General features: G+C 55.7%; 23 protein-coding genes. 14 read left to right on the forward strand and 9 right to left on the reverse strand.

Annotation, left to right across the window (positions count from 1 at the left end; all coding sequences use genetic code 11):
• The first annotated feature begins 105 nt into the window (after positions 1-105).
• Both M0P56_RS03870 and mutS read left to right on the forward strand, forming a co-directional pair.
• A complete protein-coding gene (locus tag M0P56_RS03870) occupies positions 106-804 on the forward strand; it encodes a Bax inhibitor-1 family protein (protein WP_291508732.1) in 699 nt (232 codons plus the stop codon).
• A 116-nt stretch (positions 805-920) separates the two neighbouring features.
• A complete protein-coding gene (gene mutS, locus M0P56_RS03875; RefSeq protein ID WP_291508733.1) occupies positions 921-3,461 on the forward strand; it encodes a DNA mismatch repair protein MutS in 2,541 nt (846 codons plus the stop codon).
• 14 nt (positions 3,462-3,475) lie between these two features.
• Here the strand turns inward: mutS and M0P56_RS03880 are convergent, their stop codons facing one another.
• From M0P56_RS03880 to M0P56_RS03915, 8 genes are all read right to left on the reverse strand, one after another.
• Entirely contained in the window at positions 3,476-3,916 is a 441-nt protein-coding gene (locus M0P56_RS03880; protein WP_291508734.1) for an Hsp20/alpha crystallin family protein, read from the reverse strand.
• Between the two features lie 291 nt (positions 3,917-4,207).
• On the reverse strand, positions 4,208-4,477 hold the full coding sequence (locus M0P56_RS03885) for a CopG family transcriptional regulator (protein ID WP_291508735.1): 270 nt from the start codon (positions 4,475-4,477) through the stop codon (positions 4,208-4,210).
• 228 nt (positions 4,478-4,705) lie between these two features.
• Positions 4,706-5,023, reverse strand: coding sequence for a helix-turn-helix transcriptional regulator (locus M0P56_RS03890; protein ID WP_291508736.1), 318 nt, complete (start codon positions 5,021-5,023; stop codon positions 4,706-4,708).
• Positions 5,016-5,342, reverse strand: coding sequence for a type II toxin-antitoxin system RelE/ParE family toxin (locus M0P56_RS03895; protein ID WP_291508737.1), 327 nt, complete (start codon positions 5,340-5,342; stop codon positions 5,016-5,018). Before M0P56_RS03895 ends, M0P56_RS03890 begins: the two co-directional genes overlap by 8 nt.
• A gap of 457 nt (positions 5,343-5,799) precedes the next feature.
• Positions 5,800-6,144, reverse strand: coding sequence for a 4-oxalocrotonate tautomerase family protein (locus M0P56_RS03900; RefSeq protein WP_291508738.1), 345 nt, complete (start codon positions 6,142-6,144; stop codon positions 5,800-5,802).
• On the reverse strand, positions 6,116-6,994 hold the full coding sequence (locus M0P56_RS03905) for a restriction endonuclease (RefSeq protein WP_291508739.1): 879 nt from the start codon (positions 6,992-6,994) through the stop codon (positions 6,116-6,118). The genes M0P56_RS03900 and M0P56_RS03905 overlap by 29 nt, the downstream gene beginning before the upstream one ends.
• A gap of 94 nt (positions 6,995-7,088) precedes the next feature.
• The gene (locus M0P56_RS03910) at positions 7,089-7,385 is read right to left on the reverse strand and encodes a type II toxin-antitoxin system RelE/ParE family toxin (protein WP_291508740.1); all 297 of its coding nucleotides are present in this window, start codon (positions 7,383-7,385) and stop codon (positions 7,089-7,091) included.
• Positions 7,370-7,603 carry an addiction module protein gene (locus M0P56_RS03915; protein ID WP_291508741.1) on the reverse strand — a complete coding sequence of 78 codons (234 nt, stop codon included), beginning with the start codon at positions 7,601-7,603 and terminating at the stop codon, positions 7,370-7,372. Before M0P56_RS03915 ends, M0P56_RS03910 begins: the two co-directional genes overlap by 16 nt.
• A gap of 124 nt (positions 7,604-7,727) precedes the next feature.
• Here M0P56_RS03915 and M0P56_RS03920 point away from each other — a divergent pair, with 124 nt between their 5' ends.
• The 4 genes from M0P56_RS03920 (at position 7,728) to M0P56_RS03935 (ending at position 8,775) form a co-directional block, all read left to right on the forward strand.
• A complete protein-coding gene (locus tag M0P56_RS03920) occupies positions 7,728-7,979 on the forward strand; it encodes a phage integrase N-terminal SAM-like domain-containing protein (RefSeq protein WP_291508742.1) in 252 nt (83 codons plus the stop codon).
• Positions 7,913-8,098 (forward strand): hypothetical protein, encoded by a 186-nt coding sequence (locus tag M0P56_RS03925; protein ID WP_291509258.1) that lies wholly within the window; start codon positions 7,913-7,915, stop codon positions 8,096-8,098. The genes M0P56_RS03920 and M0P56_RS03925 overlap by 67 nt, the downstream gene beginning before the upstream one ends.
• Positions 8,099-8,221: 123 nt before the next feature.
• Positions 8,222-8,446: a hypothetical protein gene (locus M0P56_RS03930; RefSeq protein WP_291508743.1), complete on the forward strand. Its 225-nt coding sequence runs from the start codon at positions 8,222-8,224 to the stop codon at positions 8,444-8,446.
• 62 nt (positions 8,447-8,508) lie between these two features.
• On the forward strand, positions 8,509-8,775 hold the full coding sequence (locus M0P56_RS03935) for a hypothetical protein (RefSeq protein WP_291508744.1): 267 nt from the start codon (positions 8,509-8,511) through the stop codon (positions 8,773-8,775).
• Here the strand turns inward: M0P56_RS03935 and M0P56_RS03940 are convergent.
• On the reverse strand, positions 8,772-9,695 hold the full coding sequence (locus M0P56_RS03940; RefSeq protein ID WP_291508745.1) for a LysR family transcriptional regulator: 924 nt from the start codon (positions 9,693-9,695) through the stop codon (positions 8,772-8,774). The genes M0P56_RS03935 and M0P56_RS03940 overlap by 4 nt on opposite strands.
• A gap of 105 nt (positions 9,696-9,800) precedes the next feature.
• On the opposite strand from M0P56_RS03940, the gene M0P56_RS03945 reads away from it, so the two are divergent.
• The 8 genes from M0P56_RS03945 (at position 9,801) to M0P56_RS03980 (ending at position 16,846) form a co-directional block, all read left to right on the forward strand.
• Positions 9,801-11,345 (forward strand): DHA2 family efflux MFS transporter permease subunit, encoded by a 1,545-nt coding sequence (locus M0P56_RS03945; RefSeq protein WP_291508746.1) that lies wholly within the window; start codon positions 9,801-9,803, stop codon positions 11,343-11,345.
• Positions 11,345-12,778, forward strand: coding sequence for an efflux transporter outer membrane subunit (locus M0P56_RS03950; RefSeq protein WP_291508747.1), 1,434 nt, complete (start codon positions 11,345-11,347; stop codon positions 12,776-12,778). Before M0P56_RS03945 ends, M0P56_RS03950 begins: the two co-directional genes overlap by 1 nt.
• Positions 12,775-13,944 carry an HlyD family secretion protein gene (locus M0P56_RS03955; protein WP_291508748.1) on the forward strand — a complete coding sequence of 390 codons (1,170 nt, stop codon included), beginning with the start codon at positions 12,775-12,777 and terminating at the stop codon, positions 13,942-13,944. Before M0P56_RS03950 ends, M0P56_RS03955 begins: the two co-directional genes overlap by 4 nt.
• 124 nt (positions 13,945-14,068) lie before the next feature.
• Positions 14,069-14,530, forward strand: coding sequence for a globin domain-containing protein (locus M0P56_RS03960; protein ID WP_291508749.1), 462 nt, complete (start codon positions 14,069-14,071; stop codon positions 14,528-14,530).
• Positions 14,531-14,593: 63 nt separating this feature from the next.
• Positions 14,594-15,577, forward strand: coding sequence for an FAD-binding oxidoreductase (locus tag M0P56_RS03965; RefSeq protein ID WP_291508750.1), 984 nt, complete (start codon positions 14,594-14,596; stop codon positions 15,575-15,577).
• Positions 15,578-15,597: 20 nt separating this feature from the next.
• Positions 15,598-15,843, forward strand: coding sequence for a thioredoxin family protein (locus M0P56_RS03970; protein WP_291508751.1), 246 nt, complete (start codon positions 15,598-15,600; stop codon positions 15,841-15,843).
• A 101-nt stretch (positions 15,844-15,944) separates the two neighbouring features.
• Positions 15,945-16,403: a hemerythrin domain-containing protein gene (locus tag M0P56_RS03975; protein WP_291508752.1), complete on the forward strand. Its 459-nt coding sequence runs from the start codon at positions 15,945-15,947 to the stop codon at positions 16,401-16,403.
• The gene (locus tag M0P56_RS03980; RefSeq protein WP_291508753.1) at positions 16,400-16,846 is read left to right on the forward strand and encodes a glycine cleavage system protein H; all 447 of its coding nucleotides are present in this window, start codon (positions 16,400-16,402) and stop codon (positions 16,844-16,846) included. The genes M0P56_RS03975 and M0P56_RS03980 overlap by 4 nt, the downstream gene beginning before the upstream one ends.
• Positions 16,847-16,869 lie beyond the last annotated feature (23 nt).

The raw sequence follows: 16,869 nt of genomic DNA on the forward strand, positions 1-16,869 counted from the left end.
TATCCAAACATTGCTTTTTTCATCCGGCAGCCCCATTCACAGAAGAGGAGCAAAAAAACGTAATTTACGTTATGCTATCAGCGTGTTCATTCACAGGAGTCAAACATGAATCAGGACCAGAATCAGAACCCGTACCAATTTCCGGACAGCATGAATCCGGCGGGAGCCAGCAGAGGCACATCTATCGGCGCACTCATGGGAAAAACCTATGCGCTGCTTGCGGCCACGCTCGTGGTGTCTGCCATTGCCTCGGTGTATGGCATGCACTCGGTATTCGCCTACCAGCATCCCTTCATCCTGATGATCGGCTCCTTCGCTCTGCTCTTCGCGGTGCAGTACACTGGTGCCCACCGCAGTCCCTTTGCGGTTCCCCTGGTTTTCCTGTTTGCCGGTGGCATGGGCATGATGATGGGCCCGGCCATTGAGATGTATCTGCGGATGCCCGGTGGCGCCTCGATCATTGCCGAGGCCCTGGGTACTACTGCAGCCATGTTCGTTGGACTGTCCGCGTATGCCCTGACCACCCGACGGGATTTCAGCAACATCGGCGGCTTCCTGATCACCGGTCTGGTGCTGGCCATCGTGGTCTCTTTGCTGAATATGTTCCTGTTCCATATCCCCGCGTTGCAACTGGCCATTGCTGGCGTGCTGGTACTGGTCTTCAGTGGCCTGATCCTTTTTGACACCCAGCGCATGATCCGCGGCGGCATTCAAGAGCCCGTCCTGCTGGTGGTCGGCCTCTATCTGGATATCATCAACCTCTTCATGGCGTTGCTCGAAATCTTCGGGGGCAATCGCAATTGATCACCGCGTCCTTCCTGCATCGACAAGAAGGACGCTTTTTTTGAAAGCATGGCACGCAGTATTTGCTATGTCACCACCGGGGATATCAGACATCGCCTTTTCCCGTTTTATAATCCATGAGTAATTCCACCTCTCTGCAAAACCACAGCCCCATGATGCGGCAGTATTTCGGGCTAAAGGAACAATGCCCGGATGCGCTGCTTTTCTATCGCATGGGGGATTTCTACGAGCTCTTCTTTGCCGATGCCGAAAAAGCCGCCCGCCTCCTCGGCATCACCCTCACCAGCCGCGGACAGAGCGCAGGACAGGCCATTCCTATGGCGGGGGTACCCGTCCAGAGCGTAGATGGCTATCTCGCGAAACTGGTGCGTCTGGGCGAACGGGTGGCCATCGGTGAGCAGATTGGCGATCCGGCCACCGCCAAAGGTCCCGTGGAGCGCGCCATCGTGCGGGTCATCACCCCCGGTACCATCATTGACGGTGCCTTACTGGATGCCGGCCAGGAGCCTCTACTTCTGGCCCTCTGTCCGGACGGCCCGCGTTGTGGCCTGGCCTGGCTGGATGCCGCCGGAGGACGCCTCATGGTGCGTGAGGTAGCCGACACCGCCATCGCAGATACCATAGCACGGCGTCCCGTCGCAGAAATCATCGCCCCGGAAGATACATCGCTTCCAGTCGGAATCGACCCGCAAAAATTGCAACTCCTGGAGAAAACCGGCTTTCAAACGCGGCGCACCGAGGCAGTACTTGAACGCTATTTTGGTGAACGGCTGGCGAGTTTCGGGTGCAATGACTGGCCCCTCGCCTTACGCGCCGCCGGCGCACTCCTGAATTATGCCGAGACCCAACTACGCAGCAGTCTGACCCAAGTCCAGCGAATTCATCCAGAGCGCACTGAAGAAGAGCTCTATCTGGACGCGACCGCCTTGCGGGCATTGGAAGTAGTGGAAAGCCTGCAAGGGAATGGCCCTACTTTGCTCACCTTGTTGCAAAAAACCCAGACGGCTATGGGCGCCCGCTTGCTCCGTCGCTGGCTTCTACGACCGCTACGCCAGGGCCCCGTGCTTGCGGCCCGTCAGGAAGTCGTCGCAGCGCTCACCCAAGGCAGCGGGCCAGGCACCCTTCAGAAGGCCTTGCACGGTATCGCGGACGCGGAACGCATTCTCACCCGCGTTGCTCTGAATAGTGCGAGCCCCCGTGATCTCGCCCAACTCCGCGGTACCTTGCAGGCACTGCCCACGCTGCGCGCCACCCTCGAAGAAACGGGGCATCCTGCGCTCACTCCTTATCAGGAGCGCATAGCGCTCTTTACCGCCCTCCGCACGCTGCTGGAAGAGTCCTTAGTGGATGCCCCGCCCATGACCCAACGAGATGGCGGCTACATTCGTGCAGGCTACGATGCCGAGCTAGACCGCCTGCAACAACTCAGCCAGAATTTGCAGGAAGTGCTGCGTGATCTGGAGCAGCAGGAACGCCAGCGCACCGGCATCGCCCAACTCAAAATCCAGTTCAACCGGGTGCATGGCTTTTACATCGAAATCAGCCGTAGCTACCAAGGCCCCATTCCCGACGACTATCGCCGCCGCCAGACCACCAAGAACGCAGAACGCTACATCAACGATGCCCTGAAAGTCATTGAAGATCAGGCCCTCTCGGCAGAGAGCCTGGCCCTGAGCCGGGAGCGCCTGCTCTTCACGCAAGTCCTGGAAGTGGCCGCCCCCGAAGTGGCGGCCCTGCAGGACGCCATGACCGCCGTCGCCGAACTGGACGGTCTCAGCACGCTGGCCGAACGCGCCATCACCCTGCACTGGTGTGCCCCGCATTTCGTCACCGAACCGGTTTTACACGTCCGCGACGGCCGCCATCCCGTCGTAGAAGCCCAGATCGGCAGTAATTTCGTGCCCAACGATCTCGATTTTGATAAAGAACAGCGGATGCTGCTGATCACCGGTCCCAATATGGGCGGCAAATCCACCTACATGCGGCAAACAGCCCTCATCGTCCTGCTCGCCCACATCGGCAGCTGGGTGCCTGCCCGCGAAGCCATCATTGGCCCCATCGACCAGATTTTCACCCGCATCGGCGCTGCCGACGATCTGGCCGGCGGTCGCTCCACCTTCATGGTGGAAATGAGCGAAACAGCGCGCATCCTCCATCTCGCTACGGCACATAGCTTAGTGATCCTGGATGAAATCGGGCGGGGCACCGCCACTTACGATGGCCTCTCCATCGCCTGGGCCACGGCCGAAGCACTGGTGGAACGGGGCGCCTGCACGCTCTTCGCCACCCACTATTTTGAATTGACGGAGATGGCTCTTCCCGGCCTGCGTAACGCCCATCTTGACGCTTTGACACAAGGGGATCAGGTCGTATTCCTGCATCGGGTGGAGGGTGGCCCGGCAGCGCAGAGCTACGGACTGGCGGTGGCCAAGCTGGCCGGAATTCCTGACCCGGTCGTGCAACGTGCCCGCCAGCGGCTCAGTCAACTGGAAGAAACCGCCCAGCAGCCAACCCGCAATGCAGCGCCCGCCCAGTTGTCCCTCTTCCAGGCCGCTCCGCATCCGGCGGTGCATCGATTAAGTCAGATGGAACCGGATCAACTCAGCCCCAGGCAGGCCCTGGATCTGCTCTACGCACTCAAAGAATTAGCGCAGTAAAACCGGTTACGCCCTTACTCCACTTTCACTTCAATGGCCTTATGCTTCGTTTCAGTACTTTTGGGCACCTGGAGATTCAGCATGCCATCCTTAAACGTGGCTTTGATCTTGGTTTCATCGACATTGTCAGGCAGCGTAAAACTACGGACAAAGCTTCCGTAGTATCGCTCGACTCGATGGAACTTTTTCCCCTTTTCTTCCTTCTCCTGCTTCCTTTCTCCCTGGATGGTAAGTACCCCATTGTCCACGCTGACTTTGACATCTTCTTTCTTGACCTCGGGTATTTCTGCCTTGATCACGAACTCGTTGTCCGTCTCGCTGATGTCAACGCGGGGAGACCAATCACCCGTTGTGATGAGCTCCTGACCCCGGTTTGAAGGCCAACCCATCGCCCTGATGTAGCGATCAAACATGTCGTCGATGTCACGCAGCGGTTCCCATTTAATCAGTGCCATGATATCGCTCCTCAATTATGCGGGACTCGTTTACCTTATTGGATAGCCCGCGTTCGACCCAGTAAGGGATTCATTTTATCGGCTGCTTCGGCTTGGGAAAGATTTAATTCTAGCTCATTATTATGGGCAGCGATGCTCACCCTACACACCAATGGATTAACTTCCTGCCGCGGCAGATCGAGCAGTTGCATTCGGTCACACGATCAATGACCGTTTCGATCTCGAAGCGCACGGCACCGCAGTGGCAGCTTCCGATGTAGCGTGGCATCTCCGTAGGCCCCAGCGTGGAGTTCAGCGGAGCGCCGCATCGCGGCGCGTTCGCTGGAACGTAGTGTTAGAAGCAGACTCTTCAAGGCGTTCAGCGAGCCACACCTTAATAATGGATTGCCGGGTAATGCCGAGCTTTCCTGCTTCTCGATCTAATGATTCAATCATCCACGTAGGAAAATCGACATTAACGCGCTTTTGCTCCTGCAACACGCGTTTCGCCTTGGATAACTCCAGAGCAGCAGTAATGTCAACCCCCTCATCAAACTGTTTATCGAACGTTTTAGCTTTCATATAGTGCAGCCTCCTCGGTTCGTGATCGACGAGCAGAAATAAGTCGAATATTTGCCGTTTCCCTAGCCTTCGGCTCTGCGAAAACCTGGCCGTAGGACTTCCACTTATGAAGTAACGCGCCATACCCGGCGCACACGAATGATGTAACCGGTCGCCGGACCCGCGTAGTAGCGGAGGGAACCTGCAGGCGCAGCTTGCGGGCGGTCCGATTGACCGATGGGTTGGGCGTCAAGCGGTCTTCTGCGGCACAAGCTTCACTTGAAGCTCGCACCCCACGGCCTGGGCATACCGCTTGAGAGTTGCGAGCGAGGGCGCATGCTTTCCGGCCGACTCGAGCCTCGAAACTGCACTCTTGGTTGTTCCCATCCGTTCCGCGACGGCGTCTTGCGTCAGGCCCGCACGGGATCGTGCCTTGAGCATTTGGCTGGCAACTTGGTACTCAAGGGCAAGGGCGTCATAGGCTTCGACGAACCCCTTGCGGGTTGCCGCCTTGGCAAGGAATTCCTTGTGGGAATGACGGACGGGTTTGAATTTCAGTTCAGCCATTTGAAACCTCCTTCAGGCGCTTGCGCGCCAACTTAAGTTCTCGATCAGGCGTCTCCTGCGCCTTCTTGATGAAGGCGTGGAGGACGACGGCCCGTTTGCCAACGAGAAAGCAATAGAACGCTCTACCGATGCCGGAACGACCGCGAGGCCGAAGCTCAAACAAGCCATCACCGAAAGCCCTCGAGTGCGGCAGCCTGAGACTCGGCCCATATTCGGCCAGCAGTTCGACCAAACGCGCGTAGTCGGCGAGGACATCTACGGGCCACGACTCAATCTCGTGGAGGACGCGCTCGTGGAAGTACTCGATCTCGAAGAACATGAACAGATGTTAGCAAATACGCGAACACGACGCAATTGAGGTACAATGCCAGTCGCCCAACATTCGGCGCCAGCCTTGCGGCGAGCGCAGTTCATGGAGATCTCCCAGCGTAAGACACGTCACTTTTGCCGCATGAGCGCCGGATTTACAAAATGCACCCCATTCGCAGATGGAGGGCTTCGCGGTCACGTGCCCGCTCGCCCCGGATGCATCACGCCTCATATCCGGTTTTTGTTCATCGCCCCGCAGCTTCGGATTGGGCTTCCTCCAGACCCCGCCTCGCGACAACGCCCTTGCCGTTCTCCTAGCCTTCGGCTCCGCGAAAACCTGGCCCCAGGACTTCCACCTGGGTAGTTACGTGCCATGCCCGGCACACACGTTCAAATTGAGGGGCAGGCCGCTTCTGGCCTGTCCCGCTCGAATGTAGGGTTGGGCTTCATAGGTACGAGAAGGGCTGTTACTTTAGCTCCTTCCATTCATCCGTCAGTAGGCCAGAGAACCCCCAGTCTTCCTCATTTATTTCCTGAATAATGATATGGGTGTGCTCCGCCGTTTTCCCGAGTACGCGCACAAGTGAAGCTGTTACATCCTTAACTAGTTGAGCCTTCTGCTCTCTTGTGACGCCTCTGGTGATCTGGATGTTTACGTATGGCATGTTGTTGATTCTCTCTTTGGATATATCGTCATTTGGTGCGGCAAGAAGCCTAATGTTTGAGGTAAGGGGCGAGGGGCCGGGCTGCCGGTGGAGCGCCCCTCTTGACCGATTGATTAGGCTATATTTTCTCAGAGTCAAAAAAGTCATTATCGAGAACCTTTACCTCGTAATGGCTTTTAGTCTGCACACCAACATTGAACTTATGCATCAGGTCAACAAGCTTAGAACCGTCCAGTAAGATTATTTTATGGTGTGCATCTCTGGCTTTTACTTTTGCCTTTTCATCAAAAGTAGACGTAGTCACAAAGATGCCCTTGTGGGTATCGCCACTCATAGCGCCGATAAAGTTGCGTATATCAGTTTCACGGACTTTATTTTCGCTATAACGCTTGGCTTGAATATATATCCTCTCAAGCCCAAGCTGATCTTCGTTAATAATGCCATCGATCCCACCATCGCCTGACTTGGCTGTTTCTATGAAGTCGCCATATCCCATTTTTTTAAGCAACATCAAAATTATCTTTTCAAACGCATACGGATCAACCTCTTTAAGCATTGAAAGAAGTTCATCTTTTACTTCCCGCTCGATCTGCTCAAAACCAGAATCAATCAAATCCTGTGGGCTTGCGTTCGCTACGATTATTGTTTCTGGTACAGACTTGATTTCAGGCTCATAAAAAGTAATGACGTTTGATTGAATGTCATTGAGTGATACATTTTCTGGCTTGGCAGATTTCCCTTTCTCGGTGATCTGAACATAGCCTCGTTGTGGATAGTGAACAAACCCGCCTTTCTTAAGATAGGACTTTCCCCAAGCAATACGATTTTCAATTAAACGATCCCCACTCTTGGTTGTCTGCCCCAGCAGATCCTGGGGCAGGTTCGAATAAAACCGATCCACTACAAGCCGAAAAAGATCTCTGCCTTTGATGATTTCACTATCTTTAAGCACTTCCAATATTGGAAGGAAGGTTTCATCAAACTTCGGCAATTCCATTGATTCTCCGATCTTGCAGTATGATTTTAGTAGAGTCTAACGTGGCGCTTAAGGGGCGGAGGCCGCTTCTGGCCCGTCCCGCTTGACCGTAAGGTTAGCGGCTTTTTGGCCAACGACTCGGATTGCGAGCATCATGTAACACAGCCAAAACATGTACGAGATCACCCCGCACCACATAAAACAATCCGTAAGGGAACCGTGGAAGGAGTGCTCGGCGAACACTGGAAATTACCTCAGCATAAAGCAGAGGTGCTTGCTCTAGCCGTTTTAGCTGTAACTCCAATGCGGCAATAAATTCTTCACCGAGGCCAGGACTCTGTAATTCGTACCACTCTTGAGCTTCGCCAGTTTCACGCAAAGCTCGCTTAGAGAATTTCAGGCGATACGCCATGAGCCATCTTTAAGGCGTGATTTCACTTGATCCCATGAATAACCTGCTTCCGGATTTGCCTCAAATTCTGCCAAACGCGCTTCTAGTTCAGCTTTAAGCGCGGGCGAAATTTCCACGGCTTCAGGTACTGCGGCAACACTGTCCCAGATAAGCTCAACGAGACGAATGCGCTCCTGTACCGGAAGCTCAAGAATGTCGGCAATAGAGATATTGTTCATGTCGGATATTGTACCCCTTTTCGGAAAACACGCTAACTCCACGCGGGCATCCGCTAACGTAAATTATACTGCACCATAGTGCTGTGTAACATGCGTAAATGCAGGCTAACATGAGGGAGCGTACATGGCTACAACGGGCACTACAAACACCCCGATTCGCCAACCACGGTTGCTGGAGCTAGTACGGGAAGCGCTGCGACTGCGTCATTACAGCCTGCGTACCGAGCAGGCTTATGCCTATTGGGTCAAGCGGTTCGTGCTGTTTCATAGCAAACGGCATCCCCGGGAGATGGGGGCTGCGGAGGTGGCGTGGATTTGCCCTGGCTGGATGAAATTGTGCGCGCCAAACGGCCACAGCGTTTGCCGGCAGTGCTGACGCCGGAAGAAGTGCGTCGCCTGCTGGAATCGGGTCAGGACATTCGCACGGTGCAGGAATTGCTGGGACAGGGTTTTCCCACTCCCCTGATAACCTCTGTCCGGCGGCGTCGCTGGTGATATGGCATGGGGTGGATTTCAATGCGGTTCACCCCATGGTAACGCCGACCACCATCGCACTTGCCATGAGCCCCTTCAGCGTGTACTGTACTTTTATACAGTACCCACCGAAGGAGGCATCACATGGCACCTCATCATTCTGCATCGCAGTTCTGGCCCAAGACGGCGGGCATTTTGGTCTTTGGCACGCTGATTGGCCTCTGGCTGGGACATCAGGACAAAGGTTATCAGCCCGGCCCGACGTCCTCTATGGAGTCTGTGGTACTTCAGCAGACTCAGCAAACGGCCACCTTCCAGCGCACCGCACAAGACCAACCCGCCACGGAGCCTTTTACCGTGCGGCCGTGATAAACTGCGCCGGACAAAAATGGCTTTAGGGCCGATCACACACGGCAAATCAGGGAGTTACTTTGGAACTGGATCACAAGGCCCGCGAGGCCATAGAAGACATCATCAATCGCCGGGAGGGCATCAACTCCATACAGGCGCAACTGAAGGAGGACATCAAGGCGATAGCCGAGTACCTTGCGGTAAAACCCACGCAGGTGGCCCGGATCATCAGCCTGGTGGAGCGGGAACGTGCCAAGGGGGATGTACTGGAGGCCGAGCGTGGGGTGATTGACGCGGCGGAGTCCATGATCCCCGTAACGGCGTCGGCGGAAGCGCAAGACGCTTAACACGGCGATGCGGCTGCGGTGTCTGAAGCATGCACTGCATCCGCATCTAGAAACTGCAAAAATGCCTGGATGGTATGGGACTGGTAAATGGGCTGTGGTCTGGCCATATACAGTGTCCATTGAATGCCGTGCGGCGACGGTAAGCGGCGTACGTGGACGCGCCAGTCTTTTCGGTAGCGCAAGGCTGCGGCAGTCACAAACCCGATGCCCAGCCCGGCGTCTACGGCGGCACCTACCGCCTCGACGCCAGTCACTTCGATGGATTGTTTGGGTGTCAAGTGTGCGTCATGAAACACCCGCTCCACAGAGCGGCGAATGCCCGAGGCGCGTTCCCGCCAGATCATGGGGTAGGACATGAGGCTTTCCAGGGTGATGTCGTCTTGCGCCAGCAGCGCGTGTCCCTCCGGGAAAATCGTCATGATTTCATCGTGTAACCATGGCGTTACCGTATAGTAGGAAGGCAACCCTTCCAGATCCAGCCCGCCTTCCAGAAAGAACAAATCCCAATCGGACAACGAGATGTCTGACCAGTCGATGATGCCACCGCGCAGTTGAAGTTCCACATCGGGGAACTCCCGCTGAAAGGCCACCAGACGTTGCGGCAGAAAATAATTGGCCACCGTATTGGTCGCGGCGATGCGCAGCACACCGTTTTGCAGGCGCTGCCGACGCAACACGATGTCGTCAAATTCGTCGACCACATCGCGCATCCGCTGCGCGGTGGAGAGCAATGCCTCCCCGGCCGGCGTGAGGCGAATACCGCGGCCGCTGCGCATGGTGAGCGGTTCCCCCACTTGCTGGGTGAGTTTCTGTAAACGTTCCGTCACCGTCGGCTGACTGCGGTGCAGCACCCTGGCCGCCGCGCTGATGCCCCCGGACCGGGCTACCGTTAGAAAAGTCAGCAAAAGCTCGGTATCCATATATCGCTATATCCTATAGGTTAGTTATAAATTTCCAATTTGACCTATATATTCCCGGGCCGCATTATCGCTGCGTCTTCCGGAAAATAGCAAACACAACCGCCCGTGACGTCTTCCCTCCGTATTGCCGCCCCGATACCAGCGCTCAGCGCGTCTATGGTGGTACTTCTCAACCTGGTGATCGGGCTGGGTCACCTCCTTGTACTCTTCAACACCGGGGCCTATCTGCCGATGATCCCCCATGTTGCTGGGAGTCTGGGCGTCAACCCCGCTTATGCAGACTGGACCCAGGCGAATTTTTTCCTGGCTATGGCGCTGGCCTTTCCCACCGCGACATGGTTTTTGCACCGCTGGGGGGAGATGCGCAGCCTGCTCGGCGCCTTTCTCACCTTTGCCCTGGCTTCCTCCGTATGCGCCCAGACCTCCAATTACGATTGGTTTTTGGCCGCGCGCGTCGTCCAGGGTTATGCGGGCGGACTGACTATTCCCATCTCTCTTGGTGTCATCCTGCGTCACTACACCCCACAACGGCGCAATATTGGCCTGAGTCTGTGGGGCATCGCCGCCATTACACCGTTCACCTTAGGGCCGACCATCGGCGGCTGGATCACCGACACCCTGGGTTGGCGTTGGCTTTTTTACCTCAACATACCCATTGCCATCGCGGTCGCCTTGATCAGTGCGATACTTCTGGTCGGGCGCGAAGCGGAACACCGCCATCCACCATTAGACTGGCCGGGTCTGATTTTCCTGATGATCGCCTTAGCCGCGCTGGAGTCTGCGCTCAATTCCGGGGAAATCATCAGTTGGTGGCGTTCCAATACCATCATTTTTCTGACGACTATCGGCGCTGCCGCGCTTATTTTCTTCGCACTCTGGGAATGGCACAGCAGCCATCCCCTGCTGGAACTGCGCTTTCTGCGACGCCGTAATTTCCTGATTGGAGCGATAGGGTTATTTTTCACTGCGCTCTTTTTTCAGGGCGCTATGGCCATCTATATTGTGGAATTTCAGTTGACCATGGGATATTCCGCCTGGATGGTTGGCCTCCTATTATTGCCCATGGCTATTTTCTCAAAACTCAGTGCCACGCTCACGCAGCATTTTTTGAATCACATTGATGCGCGCATACTCGGGATGATTGCCTTGCTGGGATTTTCGGCAGGCAGTTTCTGGGTTTCCTCCTACAATCGGACGGCTTCTTTTGATGAATTGCTCTGGCCGCAAATACTCGTGGGCATGTTTCTGGGTGGTCTATTCCCGCCATTAATCGCCATTGCGCTTTCCGGGTTGCGCGGCGCTGCCGAAATGCGTGGTACGGCCTTTTTAAACCTGCTGCGGGTATGTGGACAGGCCATGGGTATTCCTATTATGGCCACCTTATGGGGCAGACGCCTTATTTTCCACGAGCATTTTCTCACCGAAGACAATGCGGCGGGAAAGCATGGGATCAGCACATCGGTGGGACATGAGACGTTGGCCAACCACATAGCGCGTCATGCCGCATTGCTGACTTTTAATGAAATATTCTACATCGCCGCATGGGGATTTCTGACCGTGGCCGGTCTGTTATTGTTAGCCAAACGGGTGGTTTTCGCCGAGCCGGATGTCCGGGTGCGCCGGGCGCTGGAAGAACTGGCGGAGCCCTGATGAAACACAGCATCGCCCTTATCCTACCGCTGTTGTTGCTCGGCGCCTGCGCGCGCCTGCCGCCGCATCTCCCCGGCGGCAAAACGGCGCATGATACCCAAATCAGTGGGATACTGGCCCAGTTGGACGGCCACGCCGGGGTGACTCCGGGTGCTTGGCCCGCGTCAAACTGGTGGGCATCGGCGCAGCTACCCGCCCTGAATAACTTAATCAACGAAGCGCTGCGCAACAATCCGTCGTTACAGGTCGCCAGTGCGCGCATTCTGGAAGCCCAAGCGGCGGCGGCAAACCAGCATACCGCCCTCCTCCCGCACCTTTCCGCAGGGACGTCGGTGACTCAGGAGTACTTTTCCCGGCAGGGCTTGCACGCCCCCTTGAACGGCAAAACCATCACCTATGGTGCTCTCAATCCTCTGGAAATGCGCTATCACCTGGATTTGTGGGGACGTGACAGCGATCGCTTTCGTGCCGCCCTGGGGGAGGTACGCGTACACCAGGCGGATTACGCCGAGGCAAAATTATTGCTTTCCACTCAGTTGGCATGGCACTACTTTTTGCTGGCGGGTGAGGTACAACGTCTCCGCCAGGTGGATCGCGCGGAAGTCCTGCACACCTCCTTACTCCACCTGGTACAACAGCGCTGGCACGACGGCCTGAGCGATGCCCGTACCGTTTATCTTCAGGAAGAGGCACGCGCAGGGGCACGCCAGTCGGTAGCCGACATGCAGGCAGCCGTTGCTCAACAGCGCTATATATTGGCGGCGCTGGCCGGACACGGACCCGATTGGGGGCGGGATATTCCGGCAGAGCCGTTGCCCACGCTATCCACGATCACCATGCCGCGGAATTTGCCCCTGCGCCTCATTGCCCACCGTCCGGATATAGTCGCTGCGCGCTGGGAAATGGAAGTCGCGGCGCAACAGGTGGGTGCGGCACGCGCGGCCTTTTATCCCGATGTGAATATCGCCTTGTTTGCGGGGTGGAACAGCATTCACCTGGGAGATTTGTTCAGCCCTGGCAATCTCGCACATGCCCTTGGCCCGGTCATATCCCTGCCCATTTTCGAAGGGGGGAGATTACGCGCCCAACTGAAGGAGAAAAATGCATTATATCTAGCCACGGAAGACCATTATCGCGCCACCATCCTCGACGCAGTGCGCGAGATTGCCGGTCGTCTGGCCACCTGGCGGCAGATACGCAAAAAACTCCGGGCACAACGGCAGATGATTTTCGCGGTCGAGCATACCACGGCGCTGGCGGAGTCCGCCTTTCATTCTGGAATTACGGATAAAGCAGAAGCCTATAGTGCGCAGATTCAAGAAACGGAAATAAAAAATCAACTGCTGGCCTTAAAGGTGCAAAATGCGCAATCCTGGGTATTGCTGCATTCAGCGCTGGGTGGCGGATATACCTCGTGGAAAAATCCCACATGAGCGTGCAAAAGCCCGAACATTCGAGTTCTCCCATCCAACCGGAAAAACGCGCCCGGATGCTGGTGCTCGTTACCCTCATTTTTGTACTTGCCGGATTGATCTGGGCCGCGTGGTGGTTTTTGCGGGGGCAGTACCGGATAGAAACCAACGATGCCTACGTCTCCGGCAATATTACGCCGGTGAATAGCCAAATGGCCGGCACCATCAGTAGGGTACTAGTAGAAAATACCGAATTCGTCACCGCCGGACAGGTAATGGCTAGCCTTCAGGCCAATCATTCCCAGCTCGCACTGCAACAGGCAGGGGCGCATCTGGCAGCGACGGTCAGGCAGGTGCGCAGGGATTTCGCCAAGGTCACCGCACTGCAACAGACCGTCAGCGCCAAAAACGCCGAACTCCACAAATTAAGCAGCGATTTAATCCGCTATAAACAATCCCTGCCGAGCGGCGCTGTTTCCGCCCTCCGCATTGAAGACACGCAAAACGAAATTGCTGCTGCGACAGCACAAGTAGCAGCGGCCCAAGCGGCGCTAAAAGGCACGCAAGCCATCATAGCGGGCACCACCCTGCAAACGAATCCCCTCGTGCGCCAGGCCGCGGCGCAGTTCGAACAGGCCGATATTCAATGGCAACGCCGAGTTGTCCGTGCACCGGTGTCAGGTTATGTCGCGGAGCGCGCCGCCTACCCCGGACTGATGGTGCACCCCGGCCAGCGCCTGTTTTCCGTGGTGCCCCTCAATGATTTGTGGGTCGTAGCCAACGTCAGAGAAACCGCCATGCGGCATGTCCGCCCCGGACAACGCGTTCAATTGACCAGTGATTACTATGGCCGCGATGTCCATTATCACGGCAAAGTGCTGGGACTGCTGCCGGGTGCCGGTAGTGCCTTCAGCATCCTGCCGCCGGAGAATGCCACCGGAAATTACATCCATATCGTCGAACGGGTGCCGGTACGTATCGCGTTACCCGCCGCAGAACTCGCCAGGCATCCACTGCGGCCCGGGCTCTCCATGGTTGCAGAGATGCACTGGACGCCCTCACAAAAGCATTCGGTGCTCAAACCACTCACCACCTCGCCGGTACGAGGATACCAAACCGCTATATACAATGGGGAGTTAAGGCATGCCCAGCAACGCGCCGCCGCTATTATCGGCGATAATACCTAGGCTGAAGTGACTCAGCCGAACTTGACCGGAATCAAGGAATCCGCACAGACAACCGGCTAAGCTGCAAAACGTATCGCGTTTTACTGAAGTAAATCCACAGTTCAACCAGAAGGAGCAACAACAGATGGCCATCAATATCCAACTCATCCAATCCAGCGGCGCGGCAGTTAAAGACCTGGGCGTGCAGGTTGCCGAACATTTTTATAACACGATGTTCACCCATTTTCCTGAAGTGAAGAAAATGTTTCCGGGGGACATGACAGAACAGCGGGTACGCCTTTTCAATTCCGTCATTCTGATCGCCACCAATATCAACACCATGGAAGTGCTGGTCCCCTATCTGAAGGAACTCGGTATCGGGCACATTAAATACGATACCCGCCCGGAACATTACCCCATCGTCGGCAAAAGCCTGCTCAATACCCTGAAGCATTTCCTGGGGGCGGCCTGGACGCAGGAAATGGCAGAATCCTGGATTGAGGCATACAACCTGGCCTCCACCGTTTGCATCGAGGCGGCCTGCGAGGCCATGGCCCCTTCCCGCTTCGTCCCGGTGACCATAGACGACGTACCTCCCGCCGTTTGATTGACACCTTGCCATTGGCATACCGGCTACTCAGGTACGCCATTATTTTGGGGCATGCCCGTTATGGAATATGAAATCTGTCTGGAACCGTCCGGCATCCACTTTATGGCGGATGAGCGCCAAAATATTATCGAAGCGGCGAAACAGCATGGCATTGCCATCAAACATGGCTGCGCCAGTGGTTCCTGCGGTGATTGCAAAGGCACCATTTTGTCCGGCGCCAGCGAACAGGGACCTTTTATGCCCCTGCTGCTCTTACCCACGGAACGGGCTGCTGGCATGGCCATTCTCTGTAAATTGTATCCACGCAGCGCCATGCGTTTGCGTGCCGAGGTGGTTCCGAAAGACATCTGGACAGCCGAGATTACCCGACTTACACCGCTGGCCTGGAATGTACTGGAGTTACGGCTGCGGCCGGAACGGCCTTATCCCTACCGGACCGGACAATATGCCCGCGTAGCGGTGCCGGGGCGTCCGGGTCAGTGGCGCTCTTATTCCATGGCGACGCCACCGAACACCACCGGAGAACTGGTTTTTCATATCCGTGAATTACCCGGTGGCGTATTTAGCCAATGGCTTTTTCATGCCGCGCAAACGGGTGATAAATTAACCCTGGGCGTTCCACAAGGCGAATTCGCACTATGCCCGGATAATGATCGTGATATGCTTTGTATTGCCGCCGGCACCGGTCTGGCCCCCATTGAGGCGATTATTCAGGAAAGTATCGAATTGGGGCGGACCCGGCCTATCCATCTTTTTTACGGGGCCAGGAAACAGGCCGATTTTTATCATCTGGAAGAACTGGCCAGATGGTCACAACAATATCCGCATATCACCATCACATCGACGCTGTCTGATATGCAGGACACCTCCTGGGCCGGCGCCCACCGTCTCTTGCCCACGGTTGCCGCCAGCGGCCACTGGAAGGATCATGAAGTCTATCTCTGCGGTGGCCCCGGCATGATAGAAGCCGCCATCGACCTGCTGCTCTCCCATGAAGTGCAGCATGACCATATCCACTTCGATGCTTTTGCGCCCAATGGATAGTACCGCTGACAAGGTGAAATATGAAAGTACAAATACTGGTTTCAAAGTGGTGCCCTGTTTGCCCCCAAGCAGAAAAAGTTTGGAAAGAGGCTTCCCAGAAAGTGCCTATGGAGCTGGAGGTGCTGGATGTTGCGGATCGTGAAGGACGCGAAATAGTCAGTAACCTGCGCATTAAGACTGTTCCAGCCATTGTGGTGGATGGCGCCCTAAAGGCGGTAGGTGTGCAGCCTTTGGGAGAAGTGCTGAAGATGCTCGGCGCATCATAAACACGGTATCGTAGATACGCTATTCTAACATTATGGGTACAGTTCAAATGCTAGCATAACTCACGCCGCTCGACATCATTTTCCACATAATGGAGAACGTTATGGCCGATATAGACCAGATTATGCAACACGATCATGAACGCCTGGATCAACTATTGGGACAGAGCGCACATGCTGTTTCGACTGGGGCATGGCAGGAGGCGGCCCATCTGCTGGAGGTATTCCGCCACGGGATTGTCGACGGCCATATGGTGGTGGAGGAAAGCACACTTTTCCCAGCCTTCGAGCGTAACGAGGGTGGTGACGATCATCCACTGACAGCATTGCTACGTAAGGGCCATCGGGATTTGCGGATATTTTTTGAGGAGATGGCTGAAGCCATTCATGATCAGGACGCGGAAACCTTCGACGATCTGCTGAGCACCGTGCAAACCATTCTCAAACAACATGACGCCAAGGAAGAGACGGAACTCTATCCCTATCTTGCAGCGGCCTTACCGGATCGTGGTGAAGCAGCGGGCAAACGCATTCTGGCCTGTGAAGCGGAGACGCCATCATGAGTGAATATCACGGCTGTGAATTGCCTGAGGATCTGTTTTACGACCTCGACTATGTATGGGTACGCCCAGAAGATGACGGCACATTGACTATTGGGGTCACAGATCCCGCCCAAACCATGTCGGGGCGTTTACAAAAGGCCAGAATAAAAAAAACCGGCACCCATCTGGATGCCGGACGGCATGTGGCCACACTGGAAAGTGGTAAATGGGCGGGCGGCGTACCAGTGCCATTTGCAGGTGAAGTCATTGCACGGAATGAAGCGCTGCTGGAGGACCCGCACCTGATTAACATCGATCCCTATAAAGACGCCTGGATCGCCCGAGTGAAACCCGACGATCCACAACACGCGCTGGACAACGTCAAAACCGGACCCGACGCTATGGAAGCGCTGGAAGCCTGGATCAAGCGTTACGGTGTGCAGTGTATGCGCTGCTCTGACTGATCTGTTTGGGGATGGCAATAAGA

Source organism: Acidithiobacillus sp. (assembly GCF_023229925.1).
Lineage (GTDB): Bacteria > Pseudomonadota > Gammaproteobacteria > Acidithiobacillales > Acidithiobacillaceae > Acidithiobacillus.